Source organism: Rhizobium sp. Leaf371 (genome assembly GCF_001424045.1).
Taxonomy (GTDB): domain Bacteria; phylum Pseudomonadota; class Alphaproteobacteria; order Rhizobiales; family Rhizobiaceae; genus Ferranicluibacter.
Map to the genome: position 1 here is coordinate 1 of NZ_LMQB01000027.1, position 20,034 is coordinate 20,034.

General features: G+C 62.5%; 24 protein-coding genes. 19 read left to right on the forward strand and 5 right to left on the reverse strand.

From position 1 onward, the window contains the following. Window positions 1–608 precede the first annotated feature (608 nt). The 9 genes from ASG39_RS18265 to ASG39_RS18305 all read left to right on the forward strand — a co-directional run bounded on the left by ASG39_RS18265 (window position 609) and on the right by ASG39_RS18305 (window position 8,296). Window positions 609–791 carry a hypothetical protein gene (locus ASG39_RS18265; protein ID WP_062596421.1) on the forward strand — a complete coding sequence of 61 codons (183 nt, stop codon included), beginning with the start codon at window positions 609–611 and terminating at the stop codon, window positions 789–791. 57 nt (window positions 792–848) lie between these two features. Next, window positions 849–1,124 (forward strand): hypothetical protein, encoded by a 276-nt coding sequence (locus ASG39_RS24350; protein WP_062596422.1) that lies wholly within the window; start codon window positions 849–851, stop codon window positions 1,122–1,124. A gap of 119 nt (window positions 1,125–1,243) precedes the next feature. Then, window positions 1,244–2,695, forward strand: a complete 1,452-nt coding sequence (locus ASG39_RS18275) for a deoxyribodipyrimidine photo-lyase (RefSeq protein WP_062596423.1) — start codon at window positions 1,244–1,246, stop codon at window positions 2,693–2,695. Then, entirely contained in the window at window positions 2,692–4,032 is a 1,341-nt protein-coding gene (locus ASG39_RS18280) for an FAD-dependent oxidoreductase (RefSeq protein ID WP_062596424.1), read from the forward strand. The genes ASG39_RS18275 and ASG39_RS18280 overlap by 4 nt, the downstream gene beginning before the upstream one ends. Then, window positions 4,029–4,928, forward strand: coding sequence for a DUF1365 domain-containing protein (locus ASG39_RS18285; protein ID WP_062596425.1), 900 nt, complete (start codon window positions 4,029–4,031; stop codon window positions 4,926–4,928). The genes ASG39_RS18280 and ASG39_RS18285 overlap by 4 nt, the downstream gene beginning before the upstream one ends. Window positions 4,929–4,970: 42 nt before the next feature. Next, complete coding sequence (locus ASG39_RS18290) at window positions 4,971–6,224, forward strand: cyclopropane-fatty-acyl-phospholipid synthase family protein (RefSeq protein WP_062596426.1); 1,254 nt, start codon at window positions 4,971–4,973, stop codon at window positions 6,222–6,224. Continuing rightward, the gene (locus ASG39_RS18295) at window positions 6,217–7,578 is read left to right on the forward strand and encodes an MFS transporter (RefSeq protein ID WP_082477355.1); all 1,362 of its coding nucleotides are present in this window, start codon (window positions 6,217–6,219) and stop codon (window positions 7,576–7,578) included. Before ASG39_RS18290 ends, ASG39_RS18295 begins: the two co-directional genes overlap by 8 nt. A gap of 6 nt (window positions 7,579–7,584) precedes the next feature. Beyond that, window positions 7,585–7,983, forward strand: a complete 399-nt coding sequence (locus tag ASG39_RS18300; protein ID WP_062596427.1) for an SMR family transporter — start codon at window positions 7,585–7,587, stop codon at window positions 7,981–7,983. After that, window positions 7,970–8,296 (forward strand): SMR family transporter, encoded by a 327-nt coding sequence (locus tag ASG39_RS18305; protein WP_062596428.1) that lies wholly within the window; start codon window positions 7,970–7,972, stop codon window positions 8,294–8,296. The genes ASG39_RS18300 and ASG39_RS18305 overlap by 14 nt, the downstream gene beginning before the upstream one ends. Here the strand turns inward: ASG39_RS18305 and ASG39_RS18310 are convergent. Together ASG39_RS18310 and ASG39_RS18315 are read right to left on the reverse strand one after the other, a co-directional pair. Next, window positions 8,284–9,123 carry an SDR family NAD(P)-dependent oxidoreductase gene (locus ASG39_RS18310; RefSeq protein WP_062596429.1) on the reverse strand — a complete coding sequence of 280 codons (840 nt, stop codon included), beginning with the start codon at window positions 9,121–9,123 and terminating at the stop codon, window positions 8,284–8,286. The two genes, ASG39_RS18305 and ASG39_RS18310, sit on opposite strands and share 13 nt — an antisense overlap. 98 nt (window positions 9,124–9,221) lie before the next feature. Continuing rightward, a complete protein-coding gene (locus ASG39_RS18315; protein ID WP_062596430.1) occupies window positions 9,222–9,884 on the reverse strand; it encodes a ChrR family anti-sigma-E factor in 663 nt (220 codons plus the stop codon). 303 nt (window positions 9,885–10,187) lie between these two features. Here ASG39_RS18315 and ASG39_RS18320 point away from each other — a divergent pair, with 303 nt between their 5' ends. The 5 genes from ASG39_RS18320 to ASG39_RS18340 all read left to right on the forward strand — a co-directional run bounded on the left by ASG39_RS18320 (window position 10,188) and on the right by ASG39_RS18340 (window position 14,170). Further along, entirely contained in the window at window positions 10,188–11,231 is a 1,044-nt protein-coding gene (locus ASG39_RS18320) for a cysteine synthase A (RefSeq protein WP_062596431.1), read from the forward strand. Next, window positions 11,224–11,991: an alanyl-tRNA editing protein gene (locus ASG39_RS18325; RefSeq protein WP_244481268.1), complete on the forward strand. Its 768-nt coding sequence runs from the start codon at window positions 11,224–11,226 to the stop codon at window positions 11,989–11,991. The genes ASG39_RS18320 and ASG39_RS18325 overlap by 8 nt, the downstream gene beginning before the upstream one ends. An 82-nt stretch (window positions 11,992–12,073) precedes the next feature. Then, entirely contained in the window at window positions 12,074–12,928 is an 855-nt protein-coding gene (gene sseA, locus ASG39_RS18330) for a 3-mercaptopyruvate sulfurtransferase (RefSeq protein WP_062596432.1), read from the forward strand. 187 nt (window positions 12,929–13,115) lie between these two features. Beyond that, a complete protein-coding gene (locus ASG39_RS18335) occupies window positions 13,116–13,628 on the forward strand; it encodes a GNAT family N-acetyltransferase (RefSeq protein ID WP_062596708.1) in 513 nt (170 codons plus the stop codon). 68 nt (window positions 13,629–13,696) lie between these two features. Continuing rightward, window positions 13,697–14,170, forward strand: coding sequence for a DUF1203 domain-containing protein (locus ASG39_RS18340; protein WP_062596433.1), 474 nt, complete (start codon window positions 13,697–13,699; stop codon window positions 14,168–14,170). 4 nt (window positions 14,171–14,174) lie between these two features. Here the strand turns inward: ASG39_RS18340 and ASG39_RS18345 are convergent, their stop codons facing one another. Beyond that, window positions 14,175–14,489 carry an HlyU family transcriptional regulator gene (locus ASG39_RS18345; protein WP_062596434.1) on the reverse strand — a complete coding sequence of 105 codons (315 nt, stop codon included), beginning with the start codon at window positions 14,487–14,489 and terminating at the stop codon, window positions 14,175–14,177. 79 nt (window positions 14,490–14,568) lie between these two features. Continuing rightward, window positions 14,569–15,822 carry a threonine ammonia-lyase gene (ilvA, locus tag ASG39_RS18350; protein WP_062596435.1) on the reverse strand — a complete coding sequence of 418 codons (1,254 nt, stop codon included), beginning with the start codon at window positions 15,820–15,822 and terminating at the stop codon, window positions 14,569–14,571. A 279-nt stretch (window positions 15,823–16,101) separates the two neighbouring features. Between ilvA and ASG39_RS18355 the strand changes: the two genes are divergently transcribed. Together ASG39_RS18355 and ASG39_RS18360 are read left to right on the forward strand one after the other, a co-directional pair. Further along, window positions 16,102–16,650, forward strand: a complete 549-nt coding sequence (locus ASG39_RS18355; protein ID WP_156468196.1) for a hypothetical protein — start codon at window positions 16,102–16,104, stop codon at window positions 16,648–16,650. After that, window positions 16,647–17,384, forward strand: a complete 738-nt coding sequence (locus ASG39_RS18360; RefSeq protein ID WP_062596437.1) for an HAD family hydrolase — start codon at window positions 16,647–16,649, stop codon at window positions 17,382–17,384. The genes ASG39_RS18355 and ASG39_RS18360 overlap by 4 nt, the downstream gene beginning before the upstream one ends. Here the strand turns inward: ASG39_RS18360 and ASG39_RS18365 are convergent. Then, complete coding sequence (locus ASG39_RS18365) at window positions 17,381–18,133, reverse strand: competence/damage-inducible protein A (protein WP_062596438.1); 753 nt, start codon at window positions 18,131–18,133, stop codon at window positions 17,381–17,383. The two genes, ASG39_RS18360 and ASG39_RS18365, sit on opposite strands and share 4 nt — an antisense overlap. 170 nt (window positions 18,134–18,303) lie before the next feature. Here ASG39_RS18365 and wrbA point away from each other — a divergent pair, with 170 nt between their 5' ends. The 3 genes from wrbA (at window position 18,304) to ASG39_RS18380 (ending at window position 20,028) form a co-directional block, all read left to right on the forward strand. Then, window positions 18,304–18,903, forward strand: coding sequence for an NAD(P)H:quinone oxidoreductase (wrbA, locus tag ASG39_RS18370; RefSeq protein ID WP_062596439.1), 600 nt, complete (start codon window positions 18,304–18,306; stop codon window positions 18,901–18,903). A gap of 211 nt (window positions 18,904–19,114) precedes the next feature. Further along, window positions 19,115–19,603: a DMT family transporter gene (locus tag ASG39_RS18375; protein ID WP_062596440.1), complete on the forward strand. Its 489-nt coding sequence runs from the start codon at window positions 19,115–19,117 to the stop codon at window positions 19,601–19,603. Then, window positions 19,600–20,028: a DMT family transporter gene (locus ASG39_RS18380; RefSeq protein WP_062596441.1), complete on the forward strand. Its 429-nt coding sequence runs from the start codon at window positions 19,600–19,602 to the stop codon at window positions 20,026–20,028. Before ASG39_RS18375 ends, ASG39_RS18380 begins: the two co-directional genes overlap by 4 nt. The last annotated feature ends 6 nt before the right edge of the window (window positions 20,029–20,034 follow it).

Genomic DNA, 20,034 nt, shown 5'->3' on the forward strand with positions numbered 1-20,034 from the left:
AAAGACCTCAATAGGGGAAATGATTGTAGCGCATGACATAAGGCATGGACATAAAGCCAATCACCAAATCAGGGCAGACGGCCTTCGGCGGAGGCATACCCCCGACCCGGAGGACGATCCGATCATCTCCGAAAACAGCACTCCGACGTTTGGGACGTTCTCGGTCGATTCGTTTCTTAAAAACGTCCCAAGGGTATCGACAGAGTAAATCGGCTCCTCTGTCGCACCTCTATGCTTAGCACATCTAGCAATGCCACTTGAACGCGTTGCTTCCCGCAGCGGCGGTCGCTGATGTCAGTCTAAAAGCGATGTATCGAATACAAAATCATTTCGGGTATTGTCCGCATAGAAAAAGCGTCAGAAAGGGTAAAACCGCTGTTTCTACATTCGCCTTCTACATTTTGAAAAAATGGGTCATTGATTTCATTAGATAATTTCCGGTAATTTGCGCCCCTGAATGAGGCCCGGGGAGCCATTTTCTTCTTGAGATCATGGCATGCGGCGTAGCCGTCTTTCTATCGCATCCTGATATCCTGTTTGCCATCCCGTCTCTTGTGATGGAACTTCCGTTCGCGGCCCGTGTTTTGGGTCGAAGCGGAGGACGGACCATGAATCGCAAAGATCATCTTCAGACAGCGGAGCAGGCAAAGCCGGATGACGTTCAACCGACAGCGGATGATACCGTCGCCCGCGAGACCCCATCGATCGCGCCGACATTCGTGAAGCCGGAAGAGGTCGCTGACGAAAGCAATCGTCCCGTCGTCAATCCCGTCACGGGTGGTGCATTCTGACGCTGACCTGCCCAGGAACCACGATCTCACTTTCCCCAACGAAACCGGGAGCGATCGATGAAGAAGACTGCAATCATTGCCCTCTGTAGCGCCTTATCGTTGACGGCCTGCACGCCCTATCAGGTGCGGCCGATCCCCGGGAGCATAACCTATAACGGGCAGCCCCGAACGAAACTGACAAAGGCGCCGATCGGCAGCACGTTTACGAAGCAGATCACCGACGAATTGGGATGCCCGGCGATCGAGACGTATCGCATCGAACCGGACAGGTCTCTCACACTCCTTAACCGGTCGCGTCTGTCCTCTTCCGGCGGCATTGGGTTCGTCTGCTGACTCCTGACGTTTTTCGGAATTCCGGCCTCGCCTTCGCGGCATGCGTATGTTTTTGAAACCTTCTTGATCCACAACACGTCCTTGGCCGTAAGACCGCCAAAGGCAACAGACGGGTTGAGATGGACGACGTGCATCACCGGGACAAGGCTCCCATCATCGTATGGTTTCGCAAGGACCTCCGGACGGACGATCATCGTGCGCTGGCCTCCGCTGCCGAAACCGGTCGTCCGGTCATCCCCCTCTATATCCGCGAAGACCAAGCCGAGGCCGGCCCGCTCGGAGAAGCGCAGGCGTGGTGGCTGCACCATTCCCTGACGTCTCTCGCGGATCGGATCGAGAAACTCGGCTCGCATCTCATCCTTCGAAGCGGCGATGCGGAGACAGTTCTTCAGAAGCTCGTCCAGGAATCCGGTGCCACCGCCATCTTCTGGAACAGGCGATACGACCCGGTCGGCATTGCCATCGACAAGCCCTTGAAAGAGACGCTTTCGTCCGATGCGCTCGAAGTGGTGAGTTTTTCCGGCGCGCTCCTGCACGAGCCTTCGCGCGTCAAGACGAAGATGGGCGGTCCCTACAAGGTCTACACGCCGTTCTGGCGGGCGGTCGAGGCCGGGGGCGAGCCTCCAGAGCCGATCGACGCACCGAAAGCGCTTGAGGCCCCCGCGCGTTTTCCATCTTCGGAGGCGCTTGCGGATTGGGGGCTGTTGCCGAAGCGCGATTGGGCCGCAGATTTTGCGGAGCGGTGGGAGCCGGGCGAGACATCCGCGCGCGAAAAGCTCGAGGACTTCACCGAGAGCACCATCGACGGATATCGCGCATCGCGGGAGCGGACCTGGGAGGCGGGAACGTCGCGGCTGTCGCCGCATCTTGCGATGGGCGAGATCTCCCCTGCCCGCATCTGGCACGCGACGCGCGGTCTCTCCAAAGCCGACACGGCCGATGTCATCACCTTCCGCAAGGAGCTCGTCTGGCGCGAATTTGCCTATCACCTCCTGTTCCACAATCCCGATATGCCGACCGAGAGCCTGAACCGGAAATATGACAGGCTTGGCTGGACGAAGGGCGCCAAGGATTTCGATCGCTGGAAGAAGGGCCTGACCGGTTTTCCCATCGTGGACGCCGGGATGCGGGAACTGTGGCGCTATGGGACGATGCACAATCGCGTTCGCATGATCGTCGGGTCCTTTCTGGTGAAGGATCTGCTGATCGACTGGCGGCGCGGCGAACGCTGGTTCCGGGATACGCTCGTGGACGCCGATCCGGCCAGCAATGCCATGAACTGGCAGTGGGTGGCGGGCTGCGGCGCCGATGCTTCTCCCTTTTTCCGCGTCTTCAATCCCATCACGCAGGGCGAGAAATTCGACACCGATGGGCTCTATGTCCGCGAGCACGTGCCGGAACTGGCCGAAATGCCGAGCAAATGGATCCATCATCCGTTCGATGCCCCGGCCGCCGTTCTCGCCAAAGCCGGTGTCAAGCTCGGCGACACCTATCCCGAGCCGATCGTCGACCATGCCAAGGCGCGGGACCGCGCGCTTGCCGCCTACCGCAATATCAAGGATGCCGCATGACCCCCACCCTTCCCGCCGGCCTCTCTGGAACGAATGGAAGACTGTCGATCGCCGTGGTCGGTTCCGGCATTTCCGGCAGCTCGGCCGCGTGGGCCCTGCGCGATGTTCACGATGTCACGCTTTACGAAAAGGCCGAACGGCCGGGCGGGCATACCGCGACCGTAGAGGTCGATTATGATGGCCGACGCATCGCGGTGGATACCGGCTTCATCGTCTATAACGAGCCGAATTATCCGAACCTGAAGGCGCTGTTTGCCGAACTGGACGTCGAGACGCTGCCGAGCAGCATGAGCTTTTCGCTTTCGCTCGATCATGGCGCACTGGAATGGCGCGGGGGTCCGTTCAGCGGCCTGTTCGCGCAGAAGCGCAACATGCTGCGCCCCTCCTTCCTGTTGATGCTGAAGGAGATTCTGCGCTTCAACAAGATCTGCCTTGTCGATCGCGATGCGGGCCGGCTGTCCGAAATGTCGATCGGCGACTATCTCGACTGGCGTCGGTTCTCGCCCGGTTTCACCAACAATTATCTGCTGCCGATGGCAGCCGCGATCTGGTCGGCGCCTGCCGCGAAAATGCTGGAGTTTCCAGCCGATCATTTTATCCAGTTCTTCGACAATCACCGCCTCGTCTATGCGACACCGCATCCGTGGCGCACAGTGGCCGGCGGCAGCCGCGTCTATCTCGACAAGCTGCTCGCGCCGCTTGGCGACCGCCTGAAGCTCGACTGCGGCATCCGCTCCATCCGACGCGACGGGCGCAAGGTTCATGTGACCGAGAACGACGGAACGGTGCGGGTCTATGACAAGATCGTCATTGCCGCGCATTCCGATCAGGCACTCGCCATGCTGGCCGATGCCACGCCGGAGGAACGCTCGGTGCTCAATGCGGTGCCCTACAAGCCCAACCGCGTCGTCCTGCACCGGGATGCCGCCCTGATGCCCAAGCGCCGGAAGGTCTGGGCTTCCTGGAATTATCTGCGCTCCACCCGTCCGGGTGCCGATACGCAGGTGGCGGTGACCTACTGGATGAACAGCCTGCAGGCGATCGATCCCGCCTGCCCGCTCTTCGTGACGCTGAACCCCGAACGCGAACCCGATCCGCGCCTCGTCTTTTCAGAATTCACCTATGACCATCCGCAGTTCGACGCCGGATCCGTCGATGCCCAGCGCCGCCTGAAGGCTATCCAGGGCGACAACGGCACGTTCTTTGCCGGTGCGTGGACGGGCTACGGTTTCCATGAAGACGGTCTGTCGTCGGGCCTCGCAGCCGCGGAGGCGCTCGGCGGCGTGATCCCCTGGCGGCTTGCGTCGGCTCCCGTCTTCGCCGAAGCTGCGGAATGACCCATAGGCTCACCGACGAAGGATGCCTGCAGGGGCCGCCGGCGGAATCGGCGCTGCTCTATGCCGGGACTGTGATGCACCAGCGGATGAAACCGTTGGGACACCGGTTTTCCTACGGCGTCTTCTCACTGATGGTGGATCTCGACCGGCTCGCCGCGGCAGCAACGCTCAGTCGCGTGTTCTCCGTCGATCGGTTCAATCTGATTTCTTTTCACCAGAGCGATCACTCCGGTCGACACGACATCTCGCTTCGCGTCTATATCGACGGCCTGTTGCAGGAGGCTGGGCTTGCCGTTCCGGCGGCCCGCGTGCTTCTCGTCTGCTATCCGCGCATCCTCGGCTGGGTCTTCAATCCCATTGCCGTCTATTACGCGTATGACGCATGCGATGCGCTGGTGGCGCTGGTCTATGAGGTGCGCAACACCTTCGGCGAACGGCACACCTATGTCTGTCCGATCTCGGACGGGCAGGTCAGTGCGGCCGGCATCCGGCAGGAATGCGACAAGATCTTTCATGTGTCGCCTTTCATGCCGATGGCGATGCGCTACCGGTTCCGCATGATCCCGCCGGGCAAGGACATCCGCTGGCGCATCCTCGAGACGGATGCGGAGGGGCCTGTGCTTTCCGCGACTTTCTCCGGCCGGGCGAAGCCTTTGACCACCGGCACTCTTCTGCGTCTTGTCGGCCGGATCCCGCATCTCACCTTGAAGATCGTAGCCGGCATTCACTGGGAAGCGGCCAAGCTGTGGTGGAAAGGCGCACGGTATATCCCGAGGCCCGCACCGCCGGGACCGACGAGCGTTTGGACCGACGATCTGCGCCGCGAGACGCCGGTCGCCCGCCGGCTTTCGCCACAACCCACCTCCCACCCCAAGACTTGCAGCCCGGCCGAATAAGGCTATTTTGTGTAAGTTCGATATTTGCCGAAAGGTTGTGCGATGCGTTCAGCTGAGACATGGCGCGATGAGAAATCGCCCGCGGAGCGATTGTCAAAAGACAATATTTCTCGCTTTATCAAAGGCTTGCCTGCGAAAGCTCAGATGGTACTTCGCGGTCTCGTCCATATGGAAGCGGGTTGCCTGCATCTGACGCTCCCCGACAGCCGGACGTTCGTGATCAAGGGGCGGGCACCGGGGCCGGAGGCCGCCGTGACGCTGCACAACTGGAACCTGCCCCAGCGCGCCTTGGCGAACGGGACCATCGGCGTGGCGGAAAGCTATATGGATGGTGACTGGGAGAGCCCGGATGTCGGCGCTTTTCTCGAGCTCTTTCTCGTCAATGCGGAAATGGGTCGTCACTTCCCCAATGGTGCGCGCGGTGTGCTTCGCCTTGTCGAGAAACTGCGTCACTGGATGAACGCGAACACCAAGGCTGGTTCCAAACGGAACATCTCCGCTCACTACGACCTCGGCAACGCTTTCTACGAGCAATGGCTCGATCCGTCGATGACCTATTCCTCGGCGCTCTACGCGAATGGCGCCGAGGACCTGCAGTCGGCCCAGAGAGCGAAATACAAGGCCCTCGCCGATGCCGCCGGCATCGGGCCCGACGATCATGTGCTCGAAATCGGCTGCGGCTGGGGCGGATTCGCCGAATATGCGGCGAGCGAAATCGGCTGCCGTGTCACCGGCCTCACAATCAGCCGCGAGCAGCTGGATTTCGCCCGCGCCCGCATGGAGAAGGCCGGATTGACCGACAAGGTCGATATCAAGTTTCAGGACTATCGCGACGAGACAGGCACCTATGACAGGGTCGTCTCTATCGAGATGTTCGAGGCTGTTGGGGAAAAATTCTGGCCCACCTATTTCTCGCAGGTGCGCCGCTGCCTGAAGCCGGGCGGTCGCGCCGGGTTGCAGATCATCACCATCAAGCCGGAATCCTATCGCGAATATCGTGCCAATCCGGATTTCATTCAGAAATACGTCTTTCCCGGCGGCATGCTGCCGACGCGCGAGCATCTGGTGTCGCTCGGCTCCAAGGTCGGGCTGACCATGGTCGGCGACCTCGGCTTCGGTCTCGACTATGCCCGCACGCTTGCCGAATGGCGGGAACGCTTCTGGTCGGTCTGGCCGAAAATCGAGCCACTCGGCTTCGACATCCGCTTCAAGCGGCTCTGGGAATTCTACCTGTTCTATTGCGAGGCCGGTTTCCGGGCAAAGAACATCGATGTGCGACAGGTCGTCTATGAATGAGCCTTCGGACGGGCGGGGCGCAACCGCCCGTCACGCAGACGCAAAGCTGCCGGTGCGCATTCTTCTTGCCTATGCCCTGCCCGCAGCACCGCTCGCAGCGCTTGGGCTCCCGCTCTACTCGCTCGTGCCGACCTACTATACCGAAACGCTGGGTATGCCGATCGCCACGGCCGGATGGGTCATCCTGTTGATCCGGCTGTTCGATGCCGTCTCGGACCCGCTGGTCGGCTATGCCGCAGACCGCATGGACCCGGCCTTTGGCCGGCGCCGTCTCCTGTTCCTGTTGTCGCTCCCGGTCGCAGCGCTTGCCGCCATGATGCTCTACTGGCCGGCGGAAACGGCGGGTGCCGGATGGCTCGGGGTCTGGGGGTGCGTCGTCTCGCTCGGCTTCACCATGGCCATGGTGCCCTATTCCGCCTGGGGGGCGGAACTCGTCGGTGACTATCACGGGCGCACGCGCCTCTCCGCCTTTCGCGAGACCTTTACGCTGATGGGCACGCTGATCGCGATCATCCTGCCCTTTGCGATCGGTTTCGAGCAGAAAGGACTGTCCGGTCTCGCCGTTCTCGGCATCCTCGTCGGTATCGGCCTGCTCGTCCTCGGGGGCCTTACCGTTCGCATGGTGCCCGAACCTGCGAACCGCACGCAGACGCGACTGTCGCTGCCGGAAGCGTTGCGCTTTCTGGTGTCGAACAAGCCGTTCCTGCGCTTGGTGCTCGCCTACTTCCTCAACGGGCTTGCCAACGGCATTCCGGCCACGCTGTTTCTCTATTTCGTCTCCGCACGGCTCGGCCTGCCGGAGATGCGCGGGCCGCTGCTCTTTCTCTACTTTCTCTGCGCGATCGCGGGTATCCCGCTCGCCAGCGCCTGCGCCAGCCGCTTCGGCAAGCATCGCGCCTGGGCCGTTGCCATGCTCGTTGCCTGTGCCGTCTTCCTGCTGGCGCCGTTTCTCGCCACCGGCAGTCTGTACGGTTTCGGCGCCATCTGCGTGGTCACCGGCATTCTCTTAGGGTTTGATCTCGCGCTCCCGCCGTCGATCCAGGCCGATGTCATCGATGCGGATACGGCCGTCTCCGGCGAACAGCGGGGCGGCTTCTATTTTGCGGCCTGGGGACTGGCGACGAAGCTGTCGCTTGCGATCGGTGCCGGCCTCGTCTTCCCGCTCCTGTCGGCAGTGGGGTTCGATCCCGCCAGGGGTGCCGTCAACACGCCGGGCGCCCTATTCGCGCTGGCTGTGCTCTATGCCTGGGTGCCCGTGGTCCTGAAGCTCTGCGCCATTGCGCTGATGTGGACATTTCCGCTGGACGAGCGCATGCAACGTCAGCTACGCGAAGCGATCGACCCCAGCGCCTGAGAGATCATGACCCTTGACCCGCCCACCGGCCCGCGGCGCGCCCGCCGGCTTGCCTGGCTTTATCTCGCATTGGCGATCCTGATCGAGGTCGTCGGTCTCACCGTCATGAAGGCGGCCAGCGTCAATGGCGGAATGGCCGGCTATATCGTCATGTATGTGGCGATCGCCCTCTCCTATGTCTGTCTGGCCAAAGCCGTCCGGACACTTCCGGTCGGCGTTGCCTATGCCATCTGGGAAGGATCGGGCATTGCGCTGATCACGCTGGTGTCGGTGTTCTTCTTCCACCACGATCTGAGCCTGCGGGAACTGATCGGCCTCGGCATGGCCGTTCTCGGCATCATTCTCGTCAATGCGGGCGAGGACCATGGAACCGCGACGTCAGGAGCTGCCGATGAGCGTGCCTGAGTTGCCCTTCCTCCTCGCCGTGCTGGCGGGCCTGTTCGACGTCGCGGCGAACCTTGCCTCCAGCAAGTCCGAAGGCTTCTCCCGCAAGGGCTGGGGCGTCCTGTCCATTCTGCTGGTGCTCATTGCGTTCGCCTTCCTGGCGCAAGCCGTCCGCGGCATGGACCTTGCCGTCGCCTATGGCATTCTCGGCGCGACGGGCATCTTCGGAACGGCGATCAGCGCACGACTGCTCTTCAAGCAGAAGCTGAAGCCGATCGGCTGGGTCGGTCTTGCGCTGGTCTTCGGTGCCGTCGTCGTGCTTCACACGGCCTGAGGCTCTTCCGGCTTTCCGCGCGGCGCCGGCGCCTTGACCGAGGGACGCTTCTTCCAGCCCGTGGCGGCATTCACCAAAGGGAAATAGAGCCAATAGGGCAGGATATTGACGGCTTTCAGGACGTAGGTGAAGCGCTTCGGGAAGGTGATTTCAAAGCCCGAGCCCTGAAGACCCGCGACGATCGCGCCTGCCGCTTCTTCCGGCGAGACCAGAGCCGGCATGGGAAAGGCGTTTTCCTTCGTCGCCGGCGTATCGACGAAGCCGGGATTGACCACCTGGATGCGGATGCCCTGTTTGTCCAGATCGAACTTCAGGCTTTCGGCCATGTTGATGAGAGCCGCTTTCGTCGCACCATAAGCGCCGCTCGTCGGTAGACCGCCATAGCCGGTGACGGAGGAAACGATCGCGATCTGTCCCTGGCTGCGGGCCTTCATGTGACGAATGGCCGGCAGCAGGCAGTTGACGACGCCGTTGAGATTGACCGAGAACGTCTCCTGAAAATCCTCAAGGTGCAGATCCTCGCCATGGACCGGCTTGAAGACGCCTGCGTTCAGCGCCACCAGTGCCAGGGTGCCGTGATCATATTCGATCGAGGCGATCACCCGCTCCATGTCGGCGGGATCGGTGACGTCACCGTCGAGCACGATGATGCGGCCCGGACCGGTCGCCTCGCGCTGGAGGGACACCAGCTTGTCATGGCTGCGGGCGGTGACCACCACCCCAAAACCTTCGGCGACGAGCTTGAGCGCCAGAGCCCGCCCGATTCCCGAGCTTGCGCCGGTGACCCAGGCAAGACCATGTTCCGGACGTGCGACGAAAGACGACATGAAAGTTCTCCCAAGTCTGTGCGGACAGCCTGTTTTGGTGATTGAACGATGAAATAGAGCAGGCGCCCGATCCGGAAAGGCGACCAGACTGCGGCGTTTCAGCCGATCAGATCGCTGAGGCGGCGGCCGAGAGACCCGCGTAACTTGACCGGTGCATCCGTGACCGCGAAGACGATGCAATGCTCGCCGCTTTCGGCGACCGGTCGATGGTCGAGGCTGTCGTCGGCCACCGAAATATCACCGCGGCCGAATCGGCCCCTGACATCGCTGAAGGCGCCGTGCAGCACCAGCGACAGTTCGAAACCTTCATGTGTGTGCTCGGGAATCGCCCGACCAGGCCGAATCCGGTAGAACGAGACGTCGCAGCCATCGATCTTGCCGAGCGTATATTCCTTGAGGCCCGGAAGCTTCCAGCGCCAAGGCACGTCGTCGCGATCGAATCCCGCAAAATCCCGCAGCGCTCTCGGCCAGGCGTCCTTTTCGGCCTCCTTTTCGGCATGCCACGGCGCGGTGTACGCTGCATGCTGGAGAGGAGCACTGGACAGGATGGTTGCGATACGGTTCTCAGGATCGCTGATAGGCTCTGGATCGAGCGTCTCCATCAGATCGCCGGCCGCCGTCTCGAATGCAGCGACCGTCTGGCGGTTTGACGGCTTCAGTTCCAGATGCGCCGCGACGAGGACGCGGGCGGGCTCCGGCAGAATGCCAGCCGCATAATGCGCCATCAACGCATCCACCGTATCGAATTCGCTTGTCGTCATCACACCCTATCCACCGTCCCCTCCCGAGGCCTCCCTCAGACGATAATGTTTTCTTACGATCCTGTCTCGCCCGTGGATCACCGAAAATTGCGCCGTCCGTTTGAAGACAGAATTTGCGCCCAAGACGTCTTCGGCAAAACCGTTTTTCTTGTAGCGGCCGGTTTGCAAAGGCAAAACGAACGGACAGTCACCCCGAACCCCGGTTCCCATCATCGCCGGCCTTGCCGCTGCCTGCTGCACGGCTATGTTGCGCTGAAGCCCGCCGATGTTCCCATTGCGATTCTCCGCCAAGAGGTCCCAGATATGCCCGCATTGAATTCCGTCCTCGACGCCATCGGCAATACGCCCCTCATACGCCTCAAATCGGCGTCGGACGCCACCGGCTGCACGATCCTCGGAAAGGCCGAGTTCCTCAATCCCGGTCAGTCGGTGAAGGATCGCGCGGCCCTTTCGATCATCCGCGCGGCCGAACGTGCCGGTGCGCTGCGCCCGGGTGGCGTCATCGTCGAGGGGACCGCCGGCAATACGGGCATCGGCCTTGCGCTGGTGGCGCAGGCATTGGGCTATCGCACCGTTATCGTCATTCCGGAGACGCAGAGCCAGGAGAAGAAGGACGCGCTGAAGCTTTTGGGGGCCGAACTGGTCGAAGTCCCCGCCGTGCCCTACCGGAATCCCAACAATTACGTCAAACTCTCGGGACGGCTTGCCGAGCAGCTGGCCCGCACCGAGCCGAACGGCGCCATCTGGGCAAACCAGTTCGACAACACGGCGAACCGGGCAGCGCATGTCGAGACGACCGCGCCGGAAATCTGGCGCGATACCGACGGCAAGGTAGACGGTTTTATCTGCGCCGTCGGCTCCGGCGGCACGCTCGCCGGCGTAGCCGAGGGCCTGCGCGGTTTCAATCCGGACATCAAGATCGGCCTTGCCGATCCGGAAGGCGCCGCCCTGTTCAGCTACTACACCGAGGGCGCGTTCGCTTCTCCCGGCAGCTCGATCACGGAAGGCATCGGCCAGGGCCGCATCACGGCGAACCTCGAAGGCTTCACGCCCGATTATTCCTACCGCATTCCGGATGCCGAAGCGGTTCCCCTCGTGTTCGACCTGATCGAGAACGAAGGGCTCTGCCTCGGCGGATCCTCGGGCATCAACATCGCCGGCGCGATCCGGTTGGCGCGCGACCTGGGGCCTGGACACACGATCGTGACGATCCTCTGCGACTACGGCAACCGCTATCAATCCAAGCTCTTCAACCCGGACTTCCTGAAGTCCAAGGGATTGCCGGTTCCGGAGTTCCTGATCCGGCAGAGCAAGATCGACATTCCCTACGAGGCCGGCAATGCCTGACGCCATGACGCCACCCCAGGCGGGTCAGACCGTCGCGCTGTTTCGCGACGACTTCTATCTCTCGACCTGCGAAGGACGGGTGACCGATGTCCTCCACGACGGCGGGATCGTGCTCGACCGCACCTGTTTCTATGCGACGTCCGGCGGTCAGCCGGGAGACAGCGGCTTCCTGGAGCGTGCCGACGGCAGCCGAATCGAGATTGCGACCACGCGGACGGGTGCGACCAAGGACATCATTGTGCATGTCCCCGCCGCCGATCAACCGAGGCCGGCGGCGGGCGAGGAGATCGTCGCACATATCGACTGGCCACGGCGCTACAAGCTGATGCGAATGCATACGGCCTGCCATCTTCTCTCCGTCGTGTGCCCCTACCCCATCACGGGGGCGGCCGTGGGCGAGGACGAGAGCCGGGTCGATTTCGACATGAGCGAGACGATCGACAAGGACGACGTCTCCGAGAAGATGATGGCGCTGGTTCGGGAAAACCATCCGATAACGCTGCGATGGATTTCCGACGAGGAGCTTCTGGCCAACCCCGACATCGTCAAATCGAAGAACGTTCGTCCGCCTGTCGGTCTTGGCCGCGTGAGCCTGGTCTGCATCGGCGAGGATGCCGCCATTGACAGCCAGCCCTGCGGCGGCACGCATGTGTCGGAAACACAGGAGGTGGGCGAGATCCACATCGCCAAGATCGAGAAGAAGGGCAAGGAGAACCGGCGCTTCCGCATTCGCTTCGGCTCTCCCGAGCCGGTGGCCTGAAGTCGCCCTGTCTCTGCCACCCACATTTTCAGCAACCTCATCTTCAGCAACATCATTCCACCGTCAAAAGGGATCTGCCAGCATGCGTGAAGAGAAAAGTCCATTCGTCGTCGGCAGCGACTGGCTGCAGAAGCGCCTCGGCGATGCCAACCTGCGGATCATTGACGCCTCCTGGTATCTGCCGGCCCACACGCGTGATCCGAAGGCCGAATATGCCGCCGGGCACATTCCAGGCGCGGTCTTTCTCGACCATGACGCGATCTCGGACGCAGCCAGCGGACTGCCGCACACGCTTCCGAGCCCGGAGGCTTTTGCCGCTTTTGTCGGGGCGCTCGGCATCTCCGAGACGAACACAATCGTCGTCTATGACGGGCCCGGTTTCTTCTCCGCGCCTCGAGCCTGGTGGATGTTTCGCGTCATGGGCGCGCCTGACGTCTATGTGCTCGACGGCGGCCTCGATGGGTGGACGAGCGAGGGTCGGCCGGTGACGCCAGAGGCGACAGCCGTATCCCCGGCCGTCTTCACCCCGACCTTCGATGAGAGTGCCGTTACGTCGTTTCACCAGATGACGGAGATCGTCGGCGACGGCAGCCGCCAGATCGCGGATGCCCGCAGCCTCGGCCGCTTTACCGGCGAGGAAGCCGAACCTCGCGCCGGCATGCGCTCCGGCCATATGCCGGGGGCTCGCAGTCTGCCGGCCGGCAGCTTCGCCACGAACGGGCACTTCAAGTCTCTGCCCGCGTTGCAGAAACTCGCCGCGGACGCGGGGATCGATCTCGAAAAACCGGTCGTCACCAGTTGCGGCTCCGGTATCACGGCAGCGATCATCACGCTGGCGCTTCAATCTCTTGGACACAGCGATAATACGCTCTACGATGGTTCCTGGTCGGAATGGGGGAGTCGCGCGGATACCGCGATCGCAACCGGTAAGCCCTGAGCGGCCGATTGGCCTTGACCGGCCAGAAGCTTTGAGCGGCCAGCAAGCCTTGAGTGGGAAGAGTGGAACACGCATGGAATTGGTAGACGCAGTCGCAGGAAATGCCACGGAAACCAACACGCAGGCAGATGCCGGGGTCGTTCTCACGCCGGGGCAGCCGGTAACGATCCACATCACCGAACTGGAGATGAGGGCAGCGCCGAAGCAGAGCCTGCCCTTTCCGGTGAATATCCAGACGGCGCTGATGCGTGTCGCCGAGATCCCACCGGCCTATTACCGGTTCCTCTATCTGCAGGTCGGTCGCCGCTGGCACTGGGTCGACCGCCTTCGTCTCGACGACGAGGCGCTGACCGCCGTGCTTCACGACAAGCGAAACTGCGTGACCGTGCTTTACGTCAACGGCGCGCCGGCCGGTTTCTTCGAAGTGCTGCATGTGGATGAAGACACGGTCGAGCTGACGCATTTCGGTCTGTTTGAGCGCGCACTCGGCCTCGGTCTCGGCAAGTGGTTCCTGCTGCAGGCGCTCTATGGCTGTTGGAGCTATGGCCCGAAAGTGGTCAAGGTCCAGACGAACAACCTCGACCATCCCCGTGCCATCCAGCTTTACCAGCGATTCGGCTTTTCTCCGGTCGCCACCCGGGAAGATCAGCTCGTCCCGTTGAGCGAAGACGAACTGCTCGCGCTCGTCGCGAAACTTTAGGCGTCCGGAAACGGGTGTCGCCTGCGCAGCCGTCTGGTCATGATCCCTGAACCATCAGGGAGACCATCATGACGAAGATCCGCTTTACCGCCATGCCGACGGCCGATGCTATGCATATCTGGAATGGCGGGACAGACGCCTACGACCTTGCCCCGGAACGCTTCGTTTCGGACGGCGATGGCAACCCATGCCGGCATTGCCTTGAGGATATCGCACAGGGAGAACCAGCCTTGCTCCTTGCCTACAGGGCATTTCCCACGCTGCAGGCCTATGCGGAGAGTGGGCCGATCTTCCTGCATGCGGCACCCTGCGCCCGCTATGGTGCGGAGGAAACACTGCCGCCGATTCTGAGCAGTCCGGATTATATCGTCAGGGGCTATGACGAAAACGATCGCATCGTCTACGGGTCCGGCGCGGTCACCCTGACCGAGGCGATCGCCGCCCGCGCATCGGATATGCTGGCGCGGCCGGACATCTCTTATGTGCATGTCCGCTCGTCGCGAAACAATTGCTATCACTGCCGCATCGACCGCGCGCCGTGATGGCTCAGACCTGGCGGGACGCGGCACCGTCCGAGAAAAGCGACGGGCCGTTTTCGTCGATGATCTGGTGCGCTTTGCGCAGCGCCGCCGATGAGGCTTCGTCAGAAGACGAAAACATATCGGCCCGGATGAAGCTGCGCGACACGGTCTGTCCGCCCACAGTCTTTTCGATGACGCCGGAGAGCCGGTACTGACTGCCCTCTTTCATCGGCGTCGCCCGGATCAGGCAATCGCCGTAGGTTTCGGTCGAGCCGGAGGCGGCTTCTGGAGCGGTTTCGGACGCGCTGCGGCCGAAGAGACGGGAAAAAAACGATGCCATGAGAAAGATTTAGCCTTGGTGGATGTCGTTGTCAAAGTGTCGGCACATCGTCCAGCATTTCGAAGCCGGAGAGCTGCCTTCAGATCACGAGATTGGACAGGATATCGTTGTCGGTGATGTCCTGATATTTCAGGCCCGCTCCGTCGAAGGCCGCCATCAGCCTCGGAAAGTTTTCCGGGCGCTTGGTTTCGATGCCGATGAGGATCGAGCCGAAGTTGCGGGCAGACTTCTTCAGATATTCGAAGCGGGCGATGTCGTCCTCGTCTCCGAGAAGTCCGAGGAAATCCTTGAGCGCGCCGGGACGCTGGGCCATGCGGAGAATGAAGTATTTCTTCAGGCCCATATGCCGCATCGCCCGCTCCTTGACGTCGGGCAGCCGCTCGAAATCGAAATTGCCGCCGGATACCACAGCCACGATGGTCTTGCCGGCGAGCTGGACCGGGTCCAGTTCGGCAAGCGCGGTGATCGCGAGCGCCCCCGCAGGCTCCAGCACGACGCCCTCGAGGTTCAGCATCTCGATGATGGTCACGCAGATCGCGTTTTCCGGCAACAGGAGCGTCTGGCGTGCGGAAAAGTGCTTCAGCCGCTCGAAATTCAGGTCGCCGATCCTGCCGACGGCGGCGCCATCGACAAAATTGTCGACCTGCTCCAGCGTCACCACCGCCCCCGTCTCCAGGCTGCGCTTGAGGCTCGGCGCGCCTTCCGGTTCGCAGAAGACGAAGCCGTTCGGATCGACGCTGCCGTCGAGATAGCCCGTCATGCCGGCGGAGAGGCCGCCGCCGCCGACCGGCATGATCACCATGTCGGGAATCACGCCCTCCGGCAATTGCGCAGCGATTTCCGCGGCAACGGTCGCCTGCCCTTCGACGATATCGGCGTGGTCGAACGGCGGCACCATCATGCCGCCCGTCGCCTCCACATGCTCACGCGCGGCCCTGTAGCACTGGTCGAAGATGTCGCCGATGAGCTTGATGGTGATGAAAGGGCCGCCGAACATCCGCGTCTTGTCGATCTTCTGTTGCGGCGTCGTGACCGGCATGAAGACGATGCCTTCGACGCCGAAGTGGCGGCAGACGAAGGCGAAGCCTTGCGCATGATTGCCGGCGGAAGCGCAAACGAAGATCCGGTCGCGCGCACCGGCGGCGATCGCCTTCCGGAAGAAGTTGAAGGCGCCGCGGATCTTGTAGGAGCGCACCGGCGAGAGATCCTCCCGCTTGAGGTAGATCTTCGCGCCATATCGCGCGCTGAGGTGGTCGTTGAGCTGCAACGGCGTCTCAGGGAAAAGCTCGCGCAAGGCCAGCGCTGCCGCGTCCACATCCTGCCTGAAGCTCATCGCCCTGTCCCTCTCGTTCCCGGTCAATCGCGGCGGCAGCGCAGTCCATGATGCCGCCGATATGCCGGATGCTATGCCACAGACCGGGCGAGGATGCCATGCGAGGCCAACCGCACCGCGTCAGGCTTGACTCATCTCGGCAAATTGCGAAACTTCGTGCGGGATGAGGCGGTTATGCCGGACACTGCCGGGGAGTGGCACTGTCGAAGCTTGGGAGGACGGGGAGAGATGCGGTCGATTTCGAAAACGGCGCGGGCATTTTGCGTGGCGGCGGCGGTCATGGGTGTTGCTTGCGGGTCTGCGCTTGCCGGACCGCTCGCGGATGCCGCCTCGCGTGCCGAGCAAATGGCCACCGCCGGCGATGCTGCAGGGGCACGCACCGCCATCCGCGATGCCATGAGCGATTTTCTAGCCGGCTTGCCGTTCGCCGTGGGCACGGCGACCTTCGTTACGGGCGATCCCTCCGGCTTCGGCATGTTCGAGCCTCGGCCCAACAGCGTCTTCAAGCCGGGAGAGAAGATCGTCGCCTATATCGAGCCGTTGGGACTGACCTGGAAGCCGGCGTCCACGCCGGATCGTTTGGAGACCCGGTTCTCGGTGGACTTCGATCTTCTGGACGACAAGGGCGCCGTTCTCGGCAGCCAGAAGGCGTTCGGGAATTTTATCTTCAACGGGGTCAGCAAGAATTCGGAAATCTTCGCGACTCTGACGCTCGATGTCAGCGAGGCGCCGGTCGGCGCTTATGTGTTGCGCTACCATCTGAACGACACCCATTCCGGCAAGACTGCTTCGGTCGACCTCCCCTTTTCCATCGCGGCGGCGCCATGACGGCACGTGAAGCCCTGCCGCGGGCGGAGGCCTCGCCGCTTCTGGTCGGGTTCGATGCCGACGACACGCTTTGGCAGAACGAGCAGTTCTATCGCCTGACGGAGGAAGCCTTCGCGGCGCTCCTTACCGATCACTGCGACGCGGCCCATCTGTCCGCGCGTCTGCTGGCGGCCGAGCGCCGCAATCTCGCGCTCTATGGTTTCGGCATCAAGGGCTTTACGCTGTCGATGATCGAAACGGCGCTGGAACTGACCGATGGCACGCTTCCGGGTCATGTCGTCGGGCGCATTCTGGAGATCGGGCGGGAGATGTTGCGCCATCCGGTCGATCTGCTGCCGGCGGCACGCGACACCCTGGAGGCCGTGGCCGGTCGATACAGGCTGGTGCTGATCACGAAAGGCGATCTGTTCGACCAGGAACGCAAGCTTGCCGCCTCCAGTCTCGGGCCGTTCTTCGACGGCATCGAGATCGTCAGCGACAAGACGGACGCCACCTATCGCGGCATCTTCGCCCGACATGGCGTGGATGCGCGCCGCTGCGTCATGATCGGAAACTCGCTGAAGTCCGACATCCTTCCGGTGCTTGCCTGTGGCGGCAGCGCCATCTTCATCCCGCACGACCTGACCTGGGTGCACGAGCACGCCGAGGCGCCGGTCGATGAACCGCGCTTTTTTCAGGTGGCGGATCTCTCCGCCGTGCCGGATATCCTCGCGGCGATCGACCGGAACGGCTAGGTGCGCCGGCTGGCCGCAATGGCATCGAGCATGGCCCGCACATCGGCTTCCGCTGCTGCGAGCACCGCTTCCTCGCGGGCGCGGATGACGAGCTCCGTCGAAAAGGACGTGCCGTCGAATTTTGGATAGGAGCCGATGCTGGTGTCCGGATGCGCCTTCTGGACCTCACCCAAAGGCCCGCCGATATCGCCCTCGCCGAAGGGCGACGGCACGGAGCGCGACAGGACGGTGGCGCCCGTTTTCAACGTCGGCAGCACGGCTTCGAGCATCGCCTGAAAAACCTGGGGAACGCCGGCCATGACATAGACATTGCCGATGATGAACCCCGGCGCCGTGGAGACGGCGTTCGGAATGTGCGTCGAGCCGTTCGGCATGCGCGCCATGCGGCGGCGCGCCTCGGTGAACTCCAGGTTTCGACGGGCATACATGTCCCCCAGCAAGGTCATGGCTTCGGGATCGTGGATGCATTCGACGCCGAAGGCGCGGGACACTGCGTCTGCCGTGATATCGTCATGGGTCGGGCCGATGCCGCCCGAGGTGAAGACATAGTCGTAATGTCCGCGGAGACCGTTCAGCGCAGCGACGATCGCCTCTTCGTCGTCGGCAACGATTCGCACCTCCTTCAGGTCGATGCCCGAGATGGTCAGAAGATCGGCGAGATGCCCGATATTCTTGTCCTTGGTCCGGCCGGAAAGAAGTTCATCACCGATGGCCAGCATGGCGGCCGTTACGATCGTTTCCGTGGTCATCCTGCATTCCCTCGTTCAAATTCGTGCGTTCTTGGGGTCCATCGTTCATCTTGAGATGGCCATTGTCAAATATTAGCGAACAGTCTGTTATCCCCAGCGTTTCTGACAGCGTCCGTGGGACGTGCTACAGAGGCGCTACTGCATTTACGCCCATCCTTTAGGAGATGACGATGGCAAAAGTTCTGGTTCTCTACTACTCGGCCTACGGTCACATCGAAGCCATGGCCTATGCGGTCGCGGAAGGTGCGAAGGCAGAAGGTGCCGACGTCGTCGTGAAGCGTGTACCCGAACTCGTCCCGGACGATGTCGCCAAGGCGTCGCACTACAAGATGGATCAGGCCGCACCGATTGCAACGGCGGCGGAACTGGCCGATTACGACGCGATCATCTTCGGCTGCGGCACGCGATATGGCGGCTTTGCCTCGCAGATGCGCAACTTCATCGACCAGACCGGCGGCCTGTGGTTCTCCGGGGCGCTCGTCGGCAAGGTCGGATCGGCCTTCACGTCTTCGGCCACCCAACACGGCGGCCAGGAATCGACGCTTCTCTCCTTCATTCCGACGCTGCTGCATCACGGCATGGTCGTCGTCGGCCTGCCCTACGCCTTCCAGGGCCAGATGGGCCTTGAAGAGATCAAGGGCGGCACGCCTTATGGCGCCTCCACGATCACCGGTGGTGACGGCTCGCGCATGCCCTCCGAAATCGAACTCGAAGGCGCACGCTATCAGGGCGCGCATGTCGCCAAGATTGCGGCCAAGCTGTCGGCCTGATCCGAGCAGCCTCCTCGATACCTTGCAAGGGCCGTCCGCACAGTGCTGCGGGCGGCCTTTTCCGTATGGGAGCACCGCTCGCCTCTCAGGGCCGATTGCAAGCGGCTACGGCTTCGACGACCCTGGTCTTCGCCGCCTGTTTTTCATCGGACTTGCGCGACTCGGCGGGATACCCGAGTGATGCCGCATCCGCAGACCGTTGAGGATCGTCATGACAGCCACCTCGCCACTCGAAAACCCGCGTCCGCTCGTCTTCTTCGCGGCATTTTCGGCGGGCGGGCTGCTGACGCTGATGGTGCATTTCAACGGCGAACTTGCCCGCTATGGCAATCCGCTCTTCTCATCCTGGACGGCCCATGGCACGGGCACGATCGCAGCGATCGTCTTTCTCGGCCTTCTTTACCGGCGCGGTCGCGTGATGACGGAGGGCCGCCCCCCCGCGCCGCTCTGGGCCTATCTCGGCGGCCTCTCCGGTGCAGCGACGGTGATGCTGTCATCGACCGCCGTCAACTCGCCGCTCGCCCTTGCAGGCACCCTGTCGCTCGGCCTGTCCGGACAGGCGATCTTCAGCCTTGCAGCGGATCATTGGGGTCTCTTCGGCCTGCCGAAGCGGCGGCTGACGGCCCGCAACCTTGTGGCTCTCGCTCTGATCATTGCCGGAAGCGCGCTCATTATCCTGGAAGGGCGGAATCCGGCATGATCGTCGCGGTCCTTCTTGCCTGTTCGGCCGGCATCCTCATCGGCATCAGCCGCCAGATCAACGGGCGCCTCAGCCTCTCGACGTCGCCTCTCATCGCATCCTTCTGGAACCACGTCGTCGGCTTCGCTTTCCTGACGGTTCTCGGCCTCGCGCTCGGGGGTCTGCTACCGGAGGGTGTGGGACAGGTGCCGTGGTACGACTATCTCGGTGGGCCAATCGGCGTCGTCTTCGTTGCCGCGGGCAGTTGGGTGATCGCGCGGATCGGCGCGGTCAACACCGCCCTGATGATGATCGGCGGTCAGATGGTCTCCAGCGTCCTTCTCGACCTCGCTCTCTCGGTGCCGACCGCCCTTCTCCCGACGGGACTGGGTGTCGCCCTCGTCCTTGCCGGGATCGCACTGTCCCAAGGCAAGCGGCGATCCTGACGCGCG